The following is a 17,838-nucleotide window of genomic DNA, read 5'->3' on the forward strand; positions in this document are numbered from 1 at the left end:
CCGCGTGTTTCCCTTTCGCCTTCTGCCAGTTGAATCGTTGCCGTGCCGCCCTACGCCGGTCCTCCCGTTGCCTCCCGATCCGGTGATGCCGCCAGCCCCCTGCGGTTGCTGGCCTATCTCGCGTTGGCCATCACCCTGATCGTGCTCGATGACCAGGCCGGCTGGCTCGCGCGCCTGCGCGAGCAGGCCAACAGCCTGGTGCAGCCGGTATGGGCGCTGGCCGGCCTGCCCGGCAAGCTCGGCAACCAGGTCAAGGATTCCGCCGCCAGCCATACCCAGCTGGTGACCGAGAATCGCGAACTGCGCAACCAGCTGCTGCTGGCCAACGCGCGCCTGACCCGCCTGCAGACCGCCGCGCTGGACAATGCCCAGCTGCGCGAACTGCTGAACGTGGCCGAGCGCAGCGGCCTGGACGTGCAGCTGGCGCCGATCCTGGACATCGACCTGGACCCGGTGAAGCAGCGCCTGGTGCTCGACGCCGGCACCCGCGAAGGCGTGCACGTCGGCCAGGCGGTGATCGATGCCGGCGGCTTGATGGGGCAGGTGATCAGCGTCACCGGCGGCACCTCCACCGTGCTGCTGCTGACCGACCCCGACCACGCGGTGCCCGTTACCGTGGCCCGCAACGGCGTGCGCCTGATCGTCTACGGCCGCGGCGACACGCTGGAGCTGCGCGACATTCCGCTCAGCGCCGGCGTGGAAGTGGGCGATGAGATCGTTACCTCCGGCCTCGGCGGGCGCTTCCCGGCCGGCTTCCCGGTCGGCACCATCACCGGCCTGCGCCCGGACGACACCCACGCCTTCCTGGTCGGCGAACTGAAGCCGGCGGCCCAGCTCGACCGCGGCCGCGACGTGCTGCTGCTGCGCCCGGGCGCGGCGATCCGCATTCCGCCGGAACTGCGCCTGCAGCTGGAAGAAACCGCCCCGGGGGGGCCGGCCACCGGCGCCAGCGTGCCTGCGGGAGCCGCGCCAGCGGCAACGACGCCGGCTCCGGCCAGCTCCCCGGTAGTGCCGGCCGCTGGCCGGCAACAGCCCTCGTCGCAAACGAGGACTGTTGCCCCCGCATCCTCCCTTACCCCCGCGCCTTCGGCGCGCCCCCCTCAGCCGACTGCACCTTCGGCGCAACCGGCCCGCGCATCCTCCCTTACCCCCGCGCCTTCGGCGCGCCCCCCTCAGCCGACTGCACCTTCGGTGCAACCGGCCCGCGCATCCTCCCTTACCCCCGCGCCGTTGGCGCGCCCCCCTCAACAAGAGGGGGGCTCCACCCCAGCCGGGTCCACGGTAGTGCCGGCCGCTGGCCGGCAACCGACCACGCCGGAGGCCCAGCGATGAGCCGCCTGCGCGACAACCCGTGGGTGCTGCCGGCCAGCCTGGTGGTGGCGCTGCTGCTGGGCCTGCTGCCGTTGCCGGCGCTGCTGCAGCCGCTGCGCCCGTACTGGCTGGCGCTGGTGCTGGCGTACTGGGTCATCGAAGCCCCCGAGCGCGTCGGCCTGGGCATCGCCTTCGCCAGCGGCGTGGTTGCCGACCTGCTGTACGGCGGCGTGCTGGGCGAACAGGCGCTGCGGCTGGTGATGCTGGCCTTCATCCTGCAGCGCTTCCGCGCCCGCATCCGCTTCTTCCCGATGTCCCAGCAGATGCTGGCCATCGGCGGCCTGCTGTTCAACGACCGCATCGTCAGCGCGCTGGTCCACATCGTGGTGGATGAGCCGACCCTGCCGTGGTCGTACTGGTGGGCACCGCTGCTGGGCATGGGCCTGTGGCCGCTGGTGTTCGTGCTGCTGGACGCGGTGCGCTTCGGCAAGCGCGGGCGCTGAGCCATGATCCCGCGCCGCCAGGTCAAGAACCCGCACGCCGAAGCCGAACAGTTCCGCCGCCGCGCGGCGCTGGGCTTCCTGGGCGTGCTGGTCTGCCTGCTGGGCCTGGGCGGCTGGTACTTCAAGCTGCAGGTGCTGGACCACGACGTCTATGCCACGCGCTCGGAAGCCAACCGCATCAAGCCGCGGCCGGTGGTGCCCGGGCGCGGCATGATCTACGACCGCAATGGCCGCCTGCTGGCCGAGAACGTGCCGGCCTTCCGCCTGGACGTGACCCCGGACAAGGTCAAGGACATGGACGCCACCCTGGAAGGGCTGGCGAAGATCATCAACATCAGCCCGGAAGAGCTGGAAGCGTTCAACAAGTCGCGCAAGGCGCGCCGCAAGTTCCTGCCGGTCACGCTGAAGCTGCGCATGAGCGACGAGGAGATGGCGCGCTTCGCGGTCGACCGCTGGCGCTTCCCCGGCGTCGAGCTGGAGCCCTACCTGACCCGCCGCTACCCCTACGGCGATCTGTTCGCGCACATCATCGGCTACGTTGGCCGCGTTGATGACAAGGATCTGGAGATCCTCGGCGAAGGCAATGCCGCGCTGACCCACATCGGCAAGTCCGGCCTGGAGCGTTACTACGAGCAGCAGCTGCGCGGCAAGGTCGGCTACGAGCAGGTCGAGACCAACGTGCAGGGGCGCGCGATCCGCACCATCGGCCGCGTCGCCGCGCAGTCCGGCGCCGACCTGCGGCTGTCGATCGACGCCGACCTGCAGCGCGCCATGGTGGCCGCCTTCGGCGACCAGGAAGGCTCGGCGGTGGCGATGGACCCGCGCACCGGCGAAGTGCTGGCGATGGTCAGCCTGCCGTCCTACGACCCCAACCTGTTCGTCAACGGCATCTCGCATGCCGACTTCAAGGCGCTGAACGAAAACCCGTCGCGGCCGCAGTTCAACCGCCTGGTGCTCGGTGGCGTCGCCCCCGGTTCCACGCTGAAGCCGCTGATCGGCCTGGCCGGCCTGGATTCGGGCGTTCGACGCCCGGAAGACAAGGTGCTGTCCACCGGCATGTTCTATCTGCCGGGCACTTCCCGCGGCTGGGGTGACGCCCACCGTGGCGGCCATGGCTGGACCGACCTGCGCAAGTCCATCGCCGAATCGGTCAACACCTACTACTACAAGCTGGCGCTGGACCTGGGCATCGAGCGCTTCGACCATTACATGGAGTACTACGGCTTCGGCCAGCCGACCGGCATCGACCTCACCGGCGAGATCGGCGGCATCCTGCCGTCGCCGGCCTACAAGCGGAAGAGCCGCAAGGAAGCCTGGTACCCCGGTGATACGGTCAACATCAGCATCGGCCAGGGTGACTGGAAGGTCACCCCGCTGCAGCTGGCGCGCGGCGTCAGCGGTCTGGCCGATGGCCAGCTGCGCACCCCGCACCTGGTGATCCAGCAGCGCGAGGGTTTCGACAGCGACTGGTCGGCGATGCCGGCTGGCGAGAGCAAGCCGGTCAGCCCCAACCCCGCCAACGTGCAGGCCGTGCGCGAGGGCATGATGGCGACCATGCGGCCCGGCGGCAGCGGCTGGCGCGTGGCAGTGGGTGCGCCGTACGTGATGGCCGGCAAGACCGGTACCGCGCAGGTCATCAGCCGAAAGGGCACGGCGGCAGTGAATCCGAAGAGCCTGCCGATGCACCTGCGCCATCGCGCGCTGTTCGTCGGCTTCGCACCGGTGGAAAACCCGGTGATCGCGATCGCGGTGGCCGTGGAAGGCGGCGGCTATGGTGGTTCGGCGGCCGCGCCGATCGCACGCAAGGTGTTCGACGCCTACCTGCTGGGCAAGATGCCCGAAGGCATGCAGCCACTGGACAGCGAGCGCGGCACCACCGCCATCGGCGCCACCGCGTTCGACAACGAAGATGCCGGCGCGCGCCAGGCTGGCGACCTCGCCGCGGCGCAGCTGGGTGAACATCCGGTGCTGGTCGGCGTGCCGGCGCCGGAACCTGTACCCGCACCGCAGCCGGGTACGCCGGCCGCCGCCGCGTTGCCCGCCACGCCACGCCCGACCGTCGCGGAGCCCGTACGATGAGAGTGTTCCTGCGCTGGGCCGGCGACATGCTGCGCCGCTTCTTCAGCACGCTGGACTGGGTGCTGTGCCTGGCCCTGGGGACGCTGATGGTGATCGGCCTGGCCACCCTGAAGAGCGCCGGTGGCGACAGCCTGGTGATGGCCCAGGGCGCGCGCTTCGCCGTGGGCATGGCCGCGCTGTGGGGCATCTCGCGGGTGCCGATCCTGCGCATCCGCTCGGCTACGCCGATGATCTACGCGATCTCGATGATCCCGTTGCTGGCGGTGTTCGTGCTGGGCACCGGCAAGTACGGCCGGCAGTGGCTGGACCTGAAGTTCTTCTACCTGCAGCCGGCCGAGCTGCTGAAGGTCAGCCTGCCGATGATGGTGGCCTGGTACCTGCACAAGATGCCGCTGCCGCCGCGCTTCAACACCGTGCTCGTGGCCCTGGTCATCATCGGCGTGCCCACCGGCCTGGTGATGCTGCAGCCGGACTTCGGTACTGGTGTGCTGATCGCTGCCAGTGGCGTGTTCGTGCTGTTGTTGGCCGGCCTGCCGTGGTGGTGGGTCGGCCTGGGCGTGGGTGGCGTGGCCGCGGTCGCGCCGGTGGCCTGGTTCTGGTTGCTGCGGCCGTACCAGAAGGACCGCATCATGATGTTCCTGGACCCGGAGATGGATGCGCTGGGGGCCGGGTGGAACATCATCCAGTCGAAGATCGCGATCGGTTCCGGCGGCTTCGATGGCAAGGGCTGGGGCGAGGGCTCGCAGTCGCACCTGAACTTCATTCCCGAACAGACCACCGACTTCGCGTTCTCGGTGCTGAGCGAGGAGTTCGGCTGGATCGGCGTGGCCACCGTGCTGGCGCTGTACCTGGTGGTGATCGGGCGCTGCCTGTGGATCGCCAGCCAGTCGCGCGATTCGTATTCGCGCCTGCTGGCCGGCGCCACCGGCCTGGCGTTCTTCGTCTATGTGCTGGTGAACGGCGGGATGATTTCCGGCCTGCTGCCGGTGGTGGGCGTGCCGATGCCGCTGATCAGCTACGGCGGTACCTCGGCGGTGTCACTGCTGGCCGGCTTCGGATTGGTGATGGCGGTGCGCAGTCACAACCCGGTGCACGGCGGCTACGGCTGAGTACGGCGTCGGGGTCAGATCCCTTTTTCCACAGGGAAAAGGGATCTGACCCCACAGCCCGGCTACGGAGATCAGAAGCACCCTGACAGCTTCACGCAAGCGCCCGTTGCTAGCGTGCTGCGCGTGGAATGGAAACGACTGTTTGGCGGCTGCCGTGAGGCAGTGCGCACGATCGATCTGCCGTTGCTGGTCGCATTGCTGATCCTGATGGGCGCGGGCCTGGCGGTGCTGCACAGTGTGTCCGGGCCGGTGGCCGGGCAGGCGGCGCGCTTTGCGGGTGGACTGCTGGCGATGTGGCTGCTGTCACGTGTTTCGCTGCTGCGCCTGCGCGCGTGGACACCAGCGTTGTACGCGCTGTCGATGCTGCCGCTGATGGCGGTGTATGTGATCGGCACCGGCAAATATGGGCAGCGCTGGCTCAACCTCGGCGTGTTCTACCTGCAACCGTCGGAGCTGCTCAAGCTCAGCCTGCCGTTGATGATGGCCTGGTACCTGCACCGGCAACCGCTGCCGCCGTCGCCGCGCACGGTACTGACCGCCGCGGTGCTGATCGGCGCGCCGGCGATGTTGATCCTGATGCAGCCCAACCTCGGCACCGCCACGCTGGTCACCGCCAGCGGCGTGTTCGCGTTGTTGCTGGCGGGCCTGCACTGGGGCTGGGTGGCGACCGGCGCGGCGGGGCTGGCAGTGGCCGCGCCGCTGGCGTGGTTCGGTCTGCTGCGTCAGTACCAGAAGGATCGTGTGTTGACCTTCCTCGACCCGGCGGCCGACCCCCTGGGCACCGGCTGGAACATCCTGCAGTCACGCATCGCGATCGGCTCCGGGGGATGGCAGGGACGCGGCTGGGGGCAGGGCACCCAGGCCACGCTGGATTTCCTCCCCGAATACACCACCGACTTCGCGTTTTCGGTGCTGGCCGAAGAGTTCGGCTGGATCGGCGTGGCGACGCTGTTCGCGCTGTACCTGTTCGTGGTCGGGCGTTGCCTGTGGATTGCCGTGCACGCGCGCGACACGCATGCACGGTTGCTGGCCGGCAGCCTGGGGCTGGCGTTCTTCGTCTACGTGCTGGTGAACGGCGGAATGATTTCCGGCCTGCTGCCGGTGGTGGGCATTCCGATGCCGCTGATCAGCTACGGCGGGACATCGGCGGTTTCGCTGTTGGCCGGCATCGGGTTGGTGATGGCGGTACGCGGGCACCGGCCCGTGCACGGGGGATAGGGTTTCCAGCCAACGGCGCAGCGCCTCGTGGGTGGTGTCTGGGTGGCTGCGGAAAGCAGAAGCCGCGGGTGGGCCGGTCGGGTTGGGTACGCGGGGACGCCGTGAATCCGTCCCTGGAGGCTTGGCAGCCGCATCCATGCGGCTGACACCCCCGCGTACCCAACCCGACCGGCTTCTGACAGATTTCGGAGGTCTGCCACCCACGGAGAAGAAAAAGAAGATCAAAAGCCGATCGCGACGCTGCGCTTGCTCGTGAGCCGAGCATGGCTCGGCTCTACACACGGCAATGAAGCGACCCGCCAGGCCGCCTCTGCTTTTGATCTTCTCTTTACTTCGCCGTGGGTAGACGCGCACGGAACCTGTCCGTGGCCGGGTAGACGGGCTGCGCAGGGGCGTGAGCCGCATGGATGCGGCGACCGAGCTTACATGGACGTACTTGCAGCGGCCCCTGCGCAGCCCGTCTACCCGGCCCCACCATGAACTGCTTTTCGCGGCCACCCACGAGGGGCTGCGCCGTTGGCTGGAAACTCCTGACTGCGCAACGCCCGTTGTGGAAGCGTTCTCACACCGATGCACGACAGCACGCCCGCTGACGAAAGTCCGCAAAAAACGTTAGCTGGTTCACACTTTTACACCGCGTTGATCTTGATCAATGGACTTGTCGTAATCGGCCTGCACAATGGCGGCCCGTTCGGCACGGCGCGCCGTCAATCGTTGCAGCGCGAGGGGGCGTCGGGCGGGAAGCAGTACTGATCCAACGGGTACAGGGAGCGCGGGGTACTGCCACTGGGGAGCGGCAGCCGCGCAGGTACCGACCGGATCCGGTCGCCGGTTGCGTCTGCGGGGATGGGGACGCAACCGGCAACCTCTATCTGAATGGGGAAGGGCGATCACGATGCCTTCACATTTCCCGCTGGTCGCAGGCAAATCGTTGTGATTCATGGTGTTAGGGGTTTTAATTCATCCATGACCTGCTAACCTGCGACGATGATTCGACGCACTCTGGCCTGCATGCTCACCCTCGGCCTGGTCGCATGCGCGACCCAGCCGAAGTCCCCACCGTCTTCGCCCCAGGCCAGCAGTACGCCGCGCCAGCCCGCCGCCAAGGCCCATGGCCCGGCCGAGGCCGCGCCTGAAGCCACCGCCGCCACCGCGGCGCCGGTCGATCTCACCCCGGTGCCGTTCGAGGTCGCACGGGCCCGCTTCATTGCCGATACCGCCAAGCGCTATGGCCTGAAGCCGGAGCAGATCAGCAGCGTGCTCGACCAGGCGCAGGTGCGCCAGCCGATCATCGCCGCGATGTCGCGCCCGGCCGAACGGGTCAAGCCGTGGAATGAGTACCGGCCGATGTTCATCAGCAAGGCGCGCATCGATGGCGGCCGCGCGTTCCTGGCCGAACACCGCGCCGAACTGGATCGCGTGCAGCAGCGCACCGGCGTGCCGGCCGAAGTGATCGTCGCGATCATCGGTGTGGAAACCAGCTACGGCAGGAATGCTGGCAGCCATCGCGTGCTCGATGCGCTGTACACGCTGGCGTTCTATTACCCGCGCAGCGGCGACCCGGCCAAGCTGGAACGCGAAGTGCGCCGCGAGCTGTTCTTCCGCGATGAGCTGGCCAAGCTGTTCGAGTTGGGCCACGAAGAGAAACTGGATATCACCACGCTCAAGGGCAGTTATGCCGGTGCGATGGGCATGGGCCAGTTCATGCCGTCCAGCTATCTCGACTACGCCGTGGACGGAAACGGTGATGGCCGCCGCGACCTGTTCACCAGCTACGACGACGTGTTCTCGTCCATCGCCAACTACTTCGTGAAGAAGGGCGGCTGGGTGCGTGGCGGGCAGGTGGCCGTGCCGGCCACGCTGGCGCCGGGCCGCGAGGAGTTCAACCCGACCGAATGGATGCCGACCTGGACCATGGCCGACCTGGCGCAGCGCGGCTACCAGCCGGGCGCGCCGGTGCAGCCGGGCGCCACCGCCACGCCGATCACGCTTGAAGGCAGCACCGGCAAGCAGTACTGGCTGGGCTTCCAGAACTACTACGCGATCACCCGCTACAACCTCTCGAAGATGTACGCGATGGCCGTGTTCCAGTTGTCCCAGGCCATCGCCGGACAGGAGCTGCCCCCGGCATGAACATCAGATGGCTGGTCCCAGGCTTGATCGTCCTCGCGCTGGCTGCCTGCAGCAGCGCGCCGAAGAAGCCGGCCACGGCCGGCCATGGTGGCAAGTCCGGCGGCACGCTGGTGCAGGGGCGTGGCTCGCGCCCGGCACACTGCCCGGAAGGGTCACCGTACGCGGCGGCCAAGGAAGACCTGAGCACCCGCGGCAACTACACCGCCGGTGGCCTGTACAAGCCGGGCGTGCGTGACAGCACGCCGGATTACATTCCCAACGTGGCCTGCATTCCCGAGCCGGAAGTGACCGCCGAGGAGCGCTCGGCGATCGGCAACAAGTCGCCGTACGTGGTGCTGGGGAAGTCGTACAAGGTGCTCGACGATACCCACGACTATGTCGAGCGCGGTACCGCGTCGTACTACGGCGCCAAGTTCCATGGCCGCCTGACCTCCAACCGCGAGGTCTACGACATGTACCAGTTTACCGCCGCGCACAAGACGCTGCCGCTGCCCAGCTTCGCCCGCGTGACCAACCTCGACAATGGCGAGTCGGTGATCGTGCGCGTCAACGACCGCGGCCCGTTCCACGATGGTCGCGTGGTCGATCTCAGTTATGCCGCCGCCGTGCGCCTGGGCATCACCCAGCGCGGTACCGGCAACGTGGAAGTGCGCGCGCTGCAGCCGGGCGAGAGCAACCTGCTGGCGCAGAAGCCGTCCCGCCGCGAGCGTCGTGCCGCCGAAGCGGCAGCTGCGGTGGCCAGTGCACGCCCGGCAGCGACCGCGCGCGCCACTGCCGACAGCGATATCGATCGCCTGGTCAAGCGCCTGCCGGCCGATGGCATGCCGGCACGCGGCCAGCCGGCCACCACCCAGGGCGTGGCCAGCACCGTGCCGGAGGTGGCGGTCAGCAGCCTGCCGCCGAGTGCACCGCTGCGCAGCACCGCACCGGCGCCGGTTGCAGTCGCCAGCGCCGCGCCGCGCGCCGTCGCGCCGGCACCCGTGCGCACCGTCGCCGCCACGCCGGCGGCACCCAGCCTGTCGCAGCAGGTGGTGGGCGCGGTGATGGTGCAGGTCGCCAGCTTCTCCAGTCGCGACAACGCCAACCGTGCGATGGGCCAGCTCAACGCTGCCGGCATCGTCGGCGCGACCATCAGCGACATCGCCGCCGGTGGCCGCACCCTGTTCCGTCTGCGCGTTCCTGCCACCGACCATGCCAGTGCCGCGGAACTTGCCGGCCGCATCGCCGGTCTGGGCCTGGGTTCGCCGCAGATCGTCAAGGATTGATCCGCCCGGGCCGGTGCTGCCGGCCCAGGCTCCCCCGGCCTTACAATGGCCGTTACGTTCCACCCTCCATTCCCGGCCGTCCCCTGGAGCCTGCTGTCCAATGAATTTCCGTTCCGCCGCCACCGCCCTGGCCGCCACCCTGGTGGTGGGCCTGGCTTCCGCCCAGACGCCGCTGCCGACCCCGGCCACGCCGGCGCCTGCCGCCGCCGCTGCCGCCCCGGCCACCGTCGCGACCCCGCCGGCCCCGGCCCCGAGCGTGTCCAAGGCCTGGGTCCTGATGGACTACGCCACCGGCCAGGTGCTGGCCGGCGAGAACATCCACGAGCAGCTGGCCCCGGCCAGCATCACCAAGGTGATGACGTCGTACGTGGTTGCCGCCGAGGTCAAGAACGGCAAGGTCCGTGCAGATGACCAGGTGATGATGAGCGAGCGCGCCTGGCGCGAAGGTGGCGCCGGTACCGACGGCAGCTACAGCGGCTTCCCGGTCAACCAGACCGCACGCCTGGAAGACATGGAAAAGGGCATGGCGATCCAGTCCGGCAATGACGCCGCGATCGCCCTGGCCGAGCATGTGGCCGGCAGCGAAGAAGCCTTTGCGTCGCTGATGAACAGCTACGCCGCCAAGATCGGCATGAAGGACTCGCACTTCGTCAACGCCCACGGCCTGACCGCACAGGGCCACCACAGCACCGCCTACGACCTGGCGCTGCTGGGCCGCGCGATGGTGCGTGATTACCCGGAAACCTACGCGTACAACAAGATCAAGGAATTCCAGGTCGGCAACATCAAGCAGCCGAACCGCAACCTGCTGCTGTGGCGCGATGGCAGCGTGGATGGCATCAAGACCGGCCACACGTCCGAAGCCGGCTACTGCCTGATGAGCTCGGCCCAGCGTGGCGACCAGCGCCTGATCGCCGTAGTGCTGGGTGGTGCGTCGGAGAAGCAGCGTGCCGACGACAGCCTGGCCCTGCTGAACTGGGGCTTCCGCTTCTTCGAGACCCACCGCCTGTACGAACCGGGCAAGGCCGTGGCCGAGCACAAGGTCTGGAAGGGCACCACCGACAAGGTACAGCTGGGCGTGGCCCAGCCGATGCTGGTGAGCGTGCCGCGCGGCCGCTACAACGACCTGAAGCCGAGCATCGACGTGCCCAAGACCCTGGAAGCACCGTTCACTGCCGGCCAGCAGATCGGCACCGTGAAGGTCACGCTGGATGGCAAGGTCATCGCCGAGGCACCGCTGGTGGCCGTGGCCGCCGTCGAGCAGGCCGGCTTCTTCAAGCGCCTGTGGGACAGCTTCTGGATGTGGTGGGAATCGGAATGATCCACGCCTTTGCGTGGTGAACGAAAAGGCCGGCCAATGCCGGCCTTTTCTGTTTCGGAAGGCCGCTTCCCCCCGCACGCGGGGGGTAGAGCCGGGCGCTGGCCGGCTCCCCAGCAACTCATCCGGAACTGCCGGCATCCGGCCAGCGGCCGGCACCACCTGCAGCGCCTGACTTGCAGCGAGCGATGCGGTAACCGGTGTGCCGACCAACGGTCGGCACCTACCCGCTTCACCCTCAGCCCCTCGCCTACAGCGAGCGGCTGATGGTGAAACTGCCGAACACCGGCGATTGGCGCTGGCCGTTGAACTCTCGCGTGCTGTGGTAACGCGCAGCGGCGAACTTCCAGCGTCCGTACATCACGGCCACGCCATAGCCGCCGTAGGCCACCACATGGCGCTTGTCCACGCTGTGACTGTTGCGGAACGTGTTGCCATCCAGCGTAATGTCGCGGATCACCCAGGCCGCGTCCGAGGTCGCGAACAGGTGCCAGGACCAGCCATTGGGACGGCCGCTGCGGGTCGGTGCCGTGTTCTCACCGGCCGGGCGCAACGGCGTGCTGCCGAAGTCGTCCGGCAGCTTCCAGCCGAAGCGCACTTCACCGCCGAGGTTGGCCTTGGTTTCCAGGTTGCCGATCGAGCCGCCGTAGTGGCTGATCGCGTCCCAACCCCAGCCGTCGGCATTGATGCTGGCATCACCCGGCCAGCGGCGCATGCGCTCATGGGTCAGCATGAACAGCGGCTCGTTGTGCAGCTGGTTGTCCCAGCCCTTGAATTTCTCGTCGCCCAGCACTTCGTGCACGGCATTCTGCACCTGCTTGCCCTGTGCCCACGGGCCAACTACGCCCAACGTCAGCTGGGTGGTCTGCAGGCGGTCGCCGCTGCGCGCATTGAAACCGAAATTTGCGATCAGTACGCCCGCGTAAGGGCGGTCGTCCTCGATCAGGTCCCTGCGGCTGAAATCGGTCGGGGTGAAGATGCCCTGGCCGATGCTGAAGATCATGTTCTGCTGTTCGAACCTGCCCGGATGCAGGCCTTCCAGGTACTGGTTCACCCAGCGCGCCATGCGCGGAAGGCACGGGTCGTCGGTGTAATCGACCAGATTGGGCGAGACCAGGGTCAACAGCGCACCGTTGGTATAGCCCTGGTCCTGGTGGCGGCCGCCGAACAGGTCGTTGTCGACGCGGAAATTGACCTGCGGCGGGTGATCGCGCATCGCGTCCGGGCCACATTGTTCGGCCGCCTGGGCGGCAAAGGGGAGGGCAGAGGCCAGCAGGCCGGCCAGCCCGAGGGCTGCGACACTACGCATGGATGGAATGCTCATGGGGAAGGGGGCGGTTTTCTGTCGTTTTCTGCAACGCTACGGTACTCGTGCCCGCGCGCCGGAACGAGCACGTTGGGATCACTTGTCTGTTCCGAAAACAACATTGTCCGGCGGACACAATTCGTTACCCGCGCACGCGCCGCAGGCCTGGCGTGAAGGCGACTGCAGGCCGCGCGCACGATGCCCCGGTCAGTGAGGGGCCGAAAGAACCAGTCAGCTGCCGTTGGGCTCTGCGCCCGCGCTTTTGGGCCAGCTGCAACGCAGCAGGCCGCCAGTGCTGTCTTTGACGTTGATGAATACTCTTGGGTTTGTTGCCCTGCGGCCCGATAATGGGGCCATGGAAATCAAGTCCGACAACCCCGACCACGGCTTCCAGTTCCCCGGCCAGTTCGAGCTCAGCGCCATGGGCCCGGCCAACCGCGGCCTGGAGCATGAGCTTCCCCGTCTGCTGCTGGCTGCCGGCATCGATGTGGTGAACGAACGCATCAGCTGGAAGCATTCGTCCAACGGCAAGTACGTGTCCGTCCGCATCGTGTTCAAGGCCGAGAGCCGCGAGCAGTACGACCTGGCGCACCAGGCACTGCGCGACCACCCGGAAGTGAAGTGGACGCTGTAGCCGACAGCTGCCCGGCCGAAGCCGCCCCGGAAGACCGCGCGCCGCGTCCGGCGGTGGTCCGCGACCTCGGCCGCCAGGCGTACGAGCCGGTGTGGCGCGCCATGCAGCGCTTCACCGACCAGCGCAGCGACGCCGACGCCGACGAACTGTGGGTAGTCGAGCACGATCCGGTGTTCACCCTGGGCCAGGCCGGCAAGGATGAGCACGTGCTGGCGCCGGGTGACATCCCCGTGCTGCACGTGGACCGTGGCGGCCAGGTGACCTATCACGGGCCCGGCCAGATCGTGGTCTACCCGCTGTTGCGCCTGCCGCGGCTGGGCATCGGTGTGCGCGACTACGTGTGCCGCATCGAGCAGGCCCTCATCGATACCCTGGCCGAGTGGAACATCGGCGCCGAACGCCGCGAGGGCGCCCCGGGCGTCTACGTCGGTGGCGCCAAGATCGCTGCGCTTGGCATCCGCGTGCGCCGCGGCTGCACCTTCCATGGCCTGGCCTTCAACGTGGCCATGGACCTGGAACCCTTCCATCGCATCAACCCCTGTGGCTATCAGGGGTTGCAGGTGACCTCGGTGGTAGACTTGGGCGGCCCCTCCGGGCTGGATGCCGTCAAGCCGGTGCTGCTGGACCACCTGGCCCGCCAGTTCGGCCTGCTGCTGCAGCACACGCCGGAACTGCCCGATCTTTCTGCGGCCGCCTGACCGCCCCCCGGAACTGCCATGACTGAAACCACCGCCCGTTCCATTCCCCTGCAGATCGTGCAGGGCGACTCTCCGTCCGCCGCGCCGTTGCAGGCCGGGGTCAAGCAGCTGGGCGGTGACAAGATCAACCGTTCGCCGGTGCAGTTCGCCGACGCGCCGGTGCTGCGCAAGCCGTCGTGGATCCGCGTGCGCATTCCCTCGGGCAACGCCGTGCAGAACCTCAAGGCCAAGCTTCGCGAGAACCGCCTGGTGACGGTGTGCGAGGAAGCCAGCTGCCCGAACATCCACGAATGCTTCGGCCATGGCACCGCCACCTTCATGATCCTCGGCGAGGTCTGCACCCGCCGCTGCTCGTTCTGCGACGTGGCCCATGGCCGCCCGAAGCCGCCGGATGCCAACGAACCGGCCAGCCTCGGCCAGACCGTGGCCGACATGGGCCTGAAGTACGTGGTGGTGACCAGCGTCGACCGCGATGACCTGCGTGACGGCGGTGCCCAGCACTTCGTCGACTGCATCACCGCCATCCGCGAAAAGTCGCCGGGTACCCGCATCGAAGTGCTGACCCCGGACTTCCGTGGCAAGGGCCGCATGGAGCGCGCGCTGGAGATCCTGGCGCAGAACCCGCCGGATGTGTTCAACCACAACATCGAGACCGTGCCGGACCTGTACCGCAACGTGCGCCCGGGTGCGGACTACCAGTGGTCGCTGAACCTGCTGAAGAACTTCAAGGCACAGCACCCGGACGTGCCGACCAAGAGCGGCATCATGCTGGGCCTGGGCGAAGACTTCGAACAGATCAAGGCCACCATGCGCGACCTGCGCGCGCACGATGTGGACATGATCACCATCGGCCAGTACCTGCAGCCGACCGCGCATCACCACCCGGTACTGAAGTACTGGACCCCCGAGGACTACAAGGCGCTGGAAGACTACGGCTACGCGCTGGGCTTCAGCCACGTGGCGTCCGGCCCGATGGTGCGCTCGTCGTACCACGCTGACGTGCAGGCCAAGGGCGCCGGCATCTCTTGAGGTGGGTGCGGACCGTTGGTCCGCATACCTCTGCCTGCCGCAGAGCCGAGCCCATGCTCGGCTGCTTGCTGCCGGCCAGCCGAGCATGGGCTCGGCTCTGCATGCATTCACAATTTGCTACACCGGCCCGGCTAGGCTGGTTTTCCACCGAGCGCGGCCGGATGACAAACCCGGCAACTTTCGGCACTGTCGTGGTGTCTGAACACCCTGCAGTCTCCCCCTTGGCAAGGCGCCTTCGAGCACGTCAATGAAATTCAAAGCCCCCGCATTCCTGATGGCCCTGGCGCTGGTCGCGCCGCTGGCGCTGGCGGCCAAGGCCGACTCGCCCGCATTGCCCGCGGCGGCCACCGCCGATCAGGTGACCACCTCCAAGCTGGTGTACGGCCTGTTGTCCGACAGCCGCTACGCCTACCGCCCGCGCGCGCTGGACGAGGCCACCTCCAAGGACGTGTTCAAGCGTTACCTGGAGACCCTGGACGGCGGCAAGCAGTACTTCACCCAGGCCGACGTGGCGCGCTTCGCGCCGTTCGAAGCCAACATCTCTTCGGCCATCCGTGGCGGCGAGCTGGAGCCGGCGTTCCAGGTGTTCGCGGTCTACAAGCAGCGCGTCGGCGAGCGCGTGGCCTATGCGCGCAAGCTGCTCAAGCAGGAGCCGGACTTCACCACCGACGAGCGCTTCGAATACGACCGCAAGAAGGTTCCGTGGGCGGCCAGCAGTGCCGAACTGGATGAGCTGTGGCGCAAGTCGGTGAAGAACGACTGGCTGCGCCTGAAGCTGGCGGGCAAGAAGCCGGACGACATCCGCAAGACGCTGGACAAGCGCTACGCGACGCTGGAGAAGTCGGTCAACGAGCTGAAGGGCGAAGACGTCTTCCAGTTCTTCATGAACGCCTACACCAGCGCGGTTGATCCGCACACTGACTACTTCACCCCGCGCACCGCCGAGAACTTCAACCAGGCGATGTCGCTGTCGCTGGAAGGCATCGGTGCGCAGCTGCAGCGGCAGGACGACATGGTGGTGATCCGCGAGATCATCGCCGGTGGTCCGGCCGCAGTGGACGGCACCCTGAAGCCGGGGGACCGCATCGTCGGCGTTGGCCAGGGCAAGTCCGGCCTGGTCGAGGATGTGATCGGCTGGCGCATCGACGACGTCGTGGCCAAGATCCGCGGTGCCAAGGATACCCAGGTCAAGCTGGAATTCATCCCGGCCGCCGAGGGCGTGGACGGCAAGCACCACACGCTGGTCCTGACCCGCCAGAAGGTGCGCCTGGCCGAACAGGCCGCCAAGGGCGAGACCATGAGCATCCCGGCCGCCAACGGCGAACCGGCGCGCAGGATCGGCGTGATCAAGCTGCCGACCTTCTACCAGGACTTCGAAGGCCGTCGCCGCAATGCCGCTGACTACGCCTCGGCCACCCGCGACGTCGCCAAGCTGCTGGCCGGCTTCAAGAACGACAAGCTGGATGGCGTGGTGCTGGACCTGCGCAACAACGGGGGGGGCTCGCTGGATGAGGCGATCGAACTGACCGGCCTGTTCATTGAACAGGGCCCGGTGGTGCAGGTGCGCGAGTCCGGTGGCCGCGTTACCGTCAACAGCGACCGCAACCAGGGCGTGGCGTGGGATGGCCCGCTGGCGGTGCTGATCAACCGCGGTTCGGCCTCGGCCTCGGAGATCTTCGCCGGTGCCATCCAGGACTACGGCCGTGGCCTGGTGATCGGTGAAACCAGCTTCGGCAAGGGCACCGTGCAGAACATCGTCGACCTCGATCGCTGGCCGAGCGGCGAGACCCAGCGCTTCGGCCAGGTCAAGCTGACCATCGCCCAGTTCTTCCGCATCAGCGGCAGCAGCACCCAGCACAAGGGTGTGGTGCCGGACCTGGCCTTCCCGGCCAGCGTCGATGCCACCGAATTCGGCGAAAGCACCTACGACAACGCCCTGCCGTGGACCCGCATCGCCGCCGTGCCGCACACCCAGTACGGCAACTTCGCGCCGCTGCTGCCGAAGCTGGAGACCCGTCACGACGCGCGCATCGCCACTGACAAGGAATTCCAGTGGTGGAACGAGGACGTGGAGCAGTTCCGCACCGAGGCCGCGAAGAAGTACATCTCGCTCAACGAGGCGACCCGTCGTGCCGAGCGCGAGCGCCAGGACGCCCAGCGCAAGGAGCGCCAGGTGCAGCGCAAGGAACTGGGCCTGGCCCTGGACCCGCTGGCCGACGACAGCAGCGACGATGGCCTGACCGGCAACGAGCGCGACATCGTCAAGGATGCCGCCCGTGAGAAGGCCGCTGAAAAGCGTCCGGACCCGCTGCTGCGCGAGTCGGCCTCGATCCTCGCTGACGCGGTCAATCTGCTGGCCAATGACCGCCCGCTGTCGGCCCAGGTGCTGCCGCAGTCCACCGGCGCGGGGCGCTGGGCGGACTGAGCCGGCCACGGCATGTGACACCTCAGGGGCCGGCATTGCCGGCCCCTCGTCGTAAAAGGGGACGGAGGGAATTAAGTCGTTTGTGGCACAAACGACTTAATTCCCTCCGTCCCTTTTTCGTGCATGAACCGGGAGCAACGTGGGAGGGTATGTCGACCTGCCGCACACGGGGGTGGGACTACCCTTGGTGCTTCCGTTCTCGCAGGAGTACCCATGCGGGCCTCCCGTCTTTCCAGCGCCGCCGTGGCGCTCACCAGCGCCCTGATCCTCTCGGCCTGCGGTGGCCGTGCCGCCGACAGCACCGTGTTGCGCGAGTCCTTCGACTCCGGCGATACCTTCTCGCGCACGGTCGATGGGCGCCCGGGCGAAGCCTGCGAAGCGGCGCGCCGCACGCTGCTCAGCCAGGGCTATGCCATCGCCCGTTCCGACGATGCACAGGTGGAAGGCAACAAGAACTTCCAGCCGCGCGAGGATGACCATGAGCAGCTGGTGCTGCGCATCTCCTGCGCCCCGCGTGGCGGCCAGACGCTGGTGTTCGTCAGCGCAGTGCAGGATCGCTACGCGCTGAAGAAGAGCCCGACCTCGGCCAGTGTCGGTGTGGGAGCGCTGGGTTCGGTATCGCTGCCCTTCGGCAGCAACGACGACTCGCTGGTGAAGGTGGCCAGCAGCACGGTCACCGATGCCGAGTTCTATCGTCGCTTCTTCCAGCGCCTGCAGCAGTACCTGCCGGCCGCGGCGGGCAAGCCGTCGCCATCGCCGGCAGCGGCACCGGAGCCCGCACCCGCACCGGCGGTCACGGACCAGGGCTGA

Annotated in this window: 15 protein-coding genes; 13 read left to right on the plus strand and 2 right to left on the minus strand. The window is 67.8% G+C overall.

Features of this window, described 5'->3' with window-relative positions:
* Positions 1–42 precede the first annotated feature (42 nt).
* The 5 genes from mreC (at position 43) to rodA (AC5P5W_RS18355) (ending at position 6,220) form a co-directional block, all read left to right on the plus strand.
* Positions 43–1,332 (plus strand): rod shape-determining protein MreC, encoded by a 1,290-nt coding sequence (gene mreC / locus AC5P5W_RS18335; RefSeq protein ID WP_049439972.1) that lies wholly within the window; start codon positions 43–45, stop codon positions 1,330–1,332.
* A complete protein-coding gene (gene mreD, locus AC5P5W_RS18340) occupies positions 1,329–1,814 on the plus strand; it encodes a rod shape-determining protein MreD (RefSeq protein ID WP_005419400.1) in 486 nt (161 codons plus the stop codon). The genes mreC and mreD overlap by 4 nt, the downstream gene beginning before the upstream one ends.
* 3 nt (positions 1,815–1,817) lie before the next feature.
* Entirely contained in the window at positions 1,818–3,893 is a 2,076-nt protein-coding gene (mrdA, locus tag AC5P5W_RS18345) for a penicillin-binding protein 2 (RefSeq protein WP_053496216.1), read from the plus strand.
* Entirely contained in the window at positions 3,890–5,002 is a 1,113-nt protein-coding gene (gene rodA / locus AC5P5W_RS18350) for a rod shape-determining protein RodA (RefSeq protein WP_014648447.1), read from the plus strand. Before mrdA ends, rodA (AC5P5W_RS18350) begins: the two co-directional genes overlap by 4 nt.
* 123 nt (positions 5,003–5,125) lie before the next feature.
* Positions 5,126–6,220 (plus strand): rod shape-determining protein RodA, encoded by a 1,095-nt coding sequence (gene rodA / locus AC5P5W_RS18355; protein ID WP_197574935.1) that lies wholly within the window; start codon positions 5,126–5,128, stop codon positions 6,218–6,220.
* A 621-nt stretch (positions 6,221–6,841) separates the two neighbouring features.
* Here rodA (AC5P5W_RS18355) and AC5P5W_RS18360 read toward each other — a convergent pair.
* Complete coding sequence (locus tag AC5P5W_RS18360) at positions 6,842–7,162, minus strand: DUF8588 domain-containing protein (RefSeq protein WP_401730966.1); 321 nt, start codon at positions 7,160–7,162, stop codon at positions 6,842–6,844.
* Between the two features lie 45 nt (positions 7,163–7,207).
* On the opposite strand from AC5P5W_RS18360, the gene mltB reads away from it, so the two are divergent.
* From mltB to AC5P5W_RS18375, 3 genes are all read left to right on the plus strand, one after another.
* On the plus strand, positions 7,208–8,353 hold the full coding sequence (mltB, locus tag AC5P5W_RS18365) for a lytic murein transglycosylase B (protein WP_032957863.1): 1,146 nt from the start codon (positions 7,208–7,210) through the stop codon (positions 8,351–8,353).
* The gene (locus tag AC5P5W_RS18370) at positions 8,350–9,618 is read left to right on the plus strand and encodes a septal ring lytic transglycosylase RlpA family protein (protein WP_014648444.1); all 1,269 of its coding nucleotides are present in this window, start codon (positions 8,350–8,352) and stop codon (positions 9,616–9,618) included. Before mltB ends, AC5P5W_RS18370 begins: the two co-directional genes overlap by 4 nt.
* Positions 9,619–9,718: 100 nt before the next feature.
* Positions 9,719–10,939, plus strand: coding sequence for a D-alanyl-D-alanine carboxypeptidase family protein (locus AC5P5W_RS18375; protein ID WP_014648443.1), 1,221 nt, complete (start codon positions 9,719–9,721; stop codon positions 10,937–10,939).
* Between the two features lie 247 nt (positions 10,940–11,186).
* Here AC5P5W_RS18375 and AC5P5W_RS18380 read toward each other — a convergent pair whose 3' ends face one another.
* Positions 11,187–12,245: a lipid A deacylase LpxR family protein gene (locus AC5P5W_RS18380; protein ID WP_080281880.1), complete on the minus strand. Its 1,059-nt coding sequence runs from the start codon at positions 12,243–12,245 to the stop codon at positions 11,187–11,189.
* Positions 12,246–12,597: 352 nt separating this feature from the next.
* Between AC5P5W_RS18380 and AC5P5W_RS18385 the strand changes: the two genes are divergently transcribed.
* The 5 genes from AC5P5W_RS18385 (at position 12,598) to AC5P5W_RS18405 (ending at position 17,838) form a co-directional block, all read left to right on the plus strand.
* A complete protein-coding gene (locus tag AC5P5W_RS18385; protein WP_005411067.1) occupies positions 12,598–12,876 on the plus strand; it encodes a YbeD family protein in 279 nt (92 codons plus the stop codon).
* The gene (gene lipB, locus AC5P5W_RS18390) at positions 12,864–13,574 is read left to right on the plus strand and encodes a lipoyl(octanoyl) transferase LipB (RefSeq protein ID WP_014648440.1); all 711 of its coding nucleotides are present in this window, start codon (positions 12,864–12,866) and stop codon (positions 13,572–13,574) included. Before AC5P5W_RS18385 ends, lipB begins: the two co-directional genes overlap by 13 nt.
* A gap of 18 nt (positions 13,575–13,592) precedes the next feature.
* Positions 13,593–14,603: a lipoyl synthase gene (gene lipA / locus AC5P5W_RS18395; protein WP_032960206.1), complete on the plus strand. Its 1,011-nt coding sequence runs from the start codon at positions 13,593–13,595 to the stop codon at positions 14,601–14,603.
* Positions 14,604–14,850: 247 nt separating this feature from the next.
* Complete coding sequence (locus tag AC5P5W_RS18400) at positions 14,851–17,028, plus strand: carboxy terminal-processing peptidase (RefSeq protein WP_014648438.1); 2,178 nt, start codon at positions 14,851–14,853, stop codon at positions 17,026–17,028.
* Positions 17,029–17,241: 213 nt separating this feature from the next.
* Entirely contained in the window at positions 17,242–17,838 is a 597-nt protein-coding gene (locus AC5P5W_RS18405; RefSeq protein WP_032960208.1) for a DUF2242 domain-containing protein, read from the plus strand.

This window comes from Stenotrophomonas sp. YJH_SMC_123, from assembly GCF_059368215.1.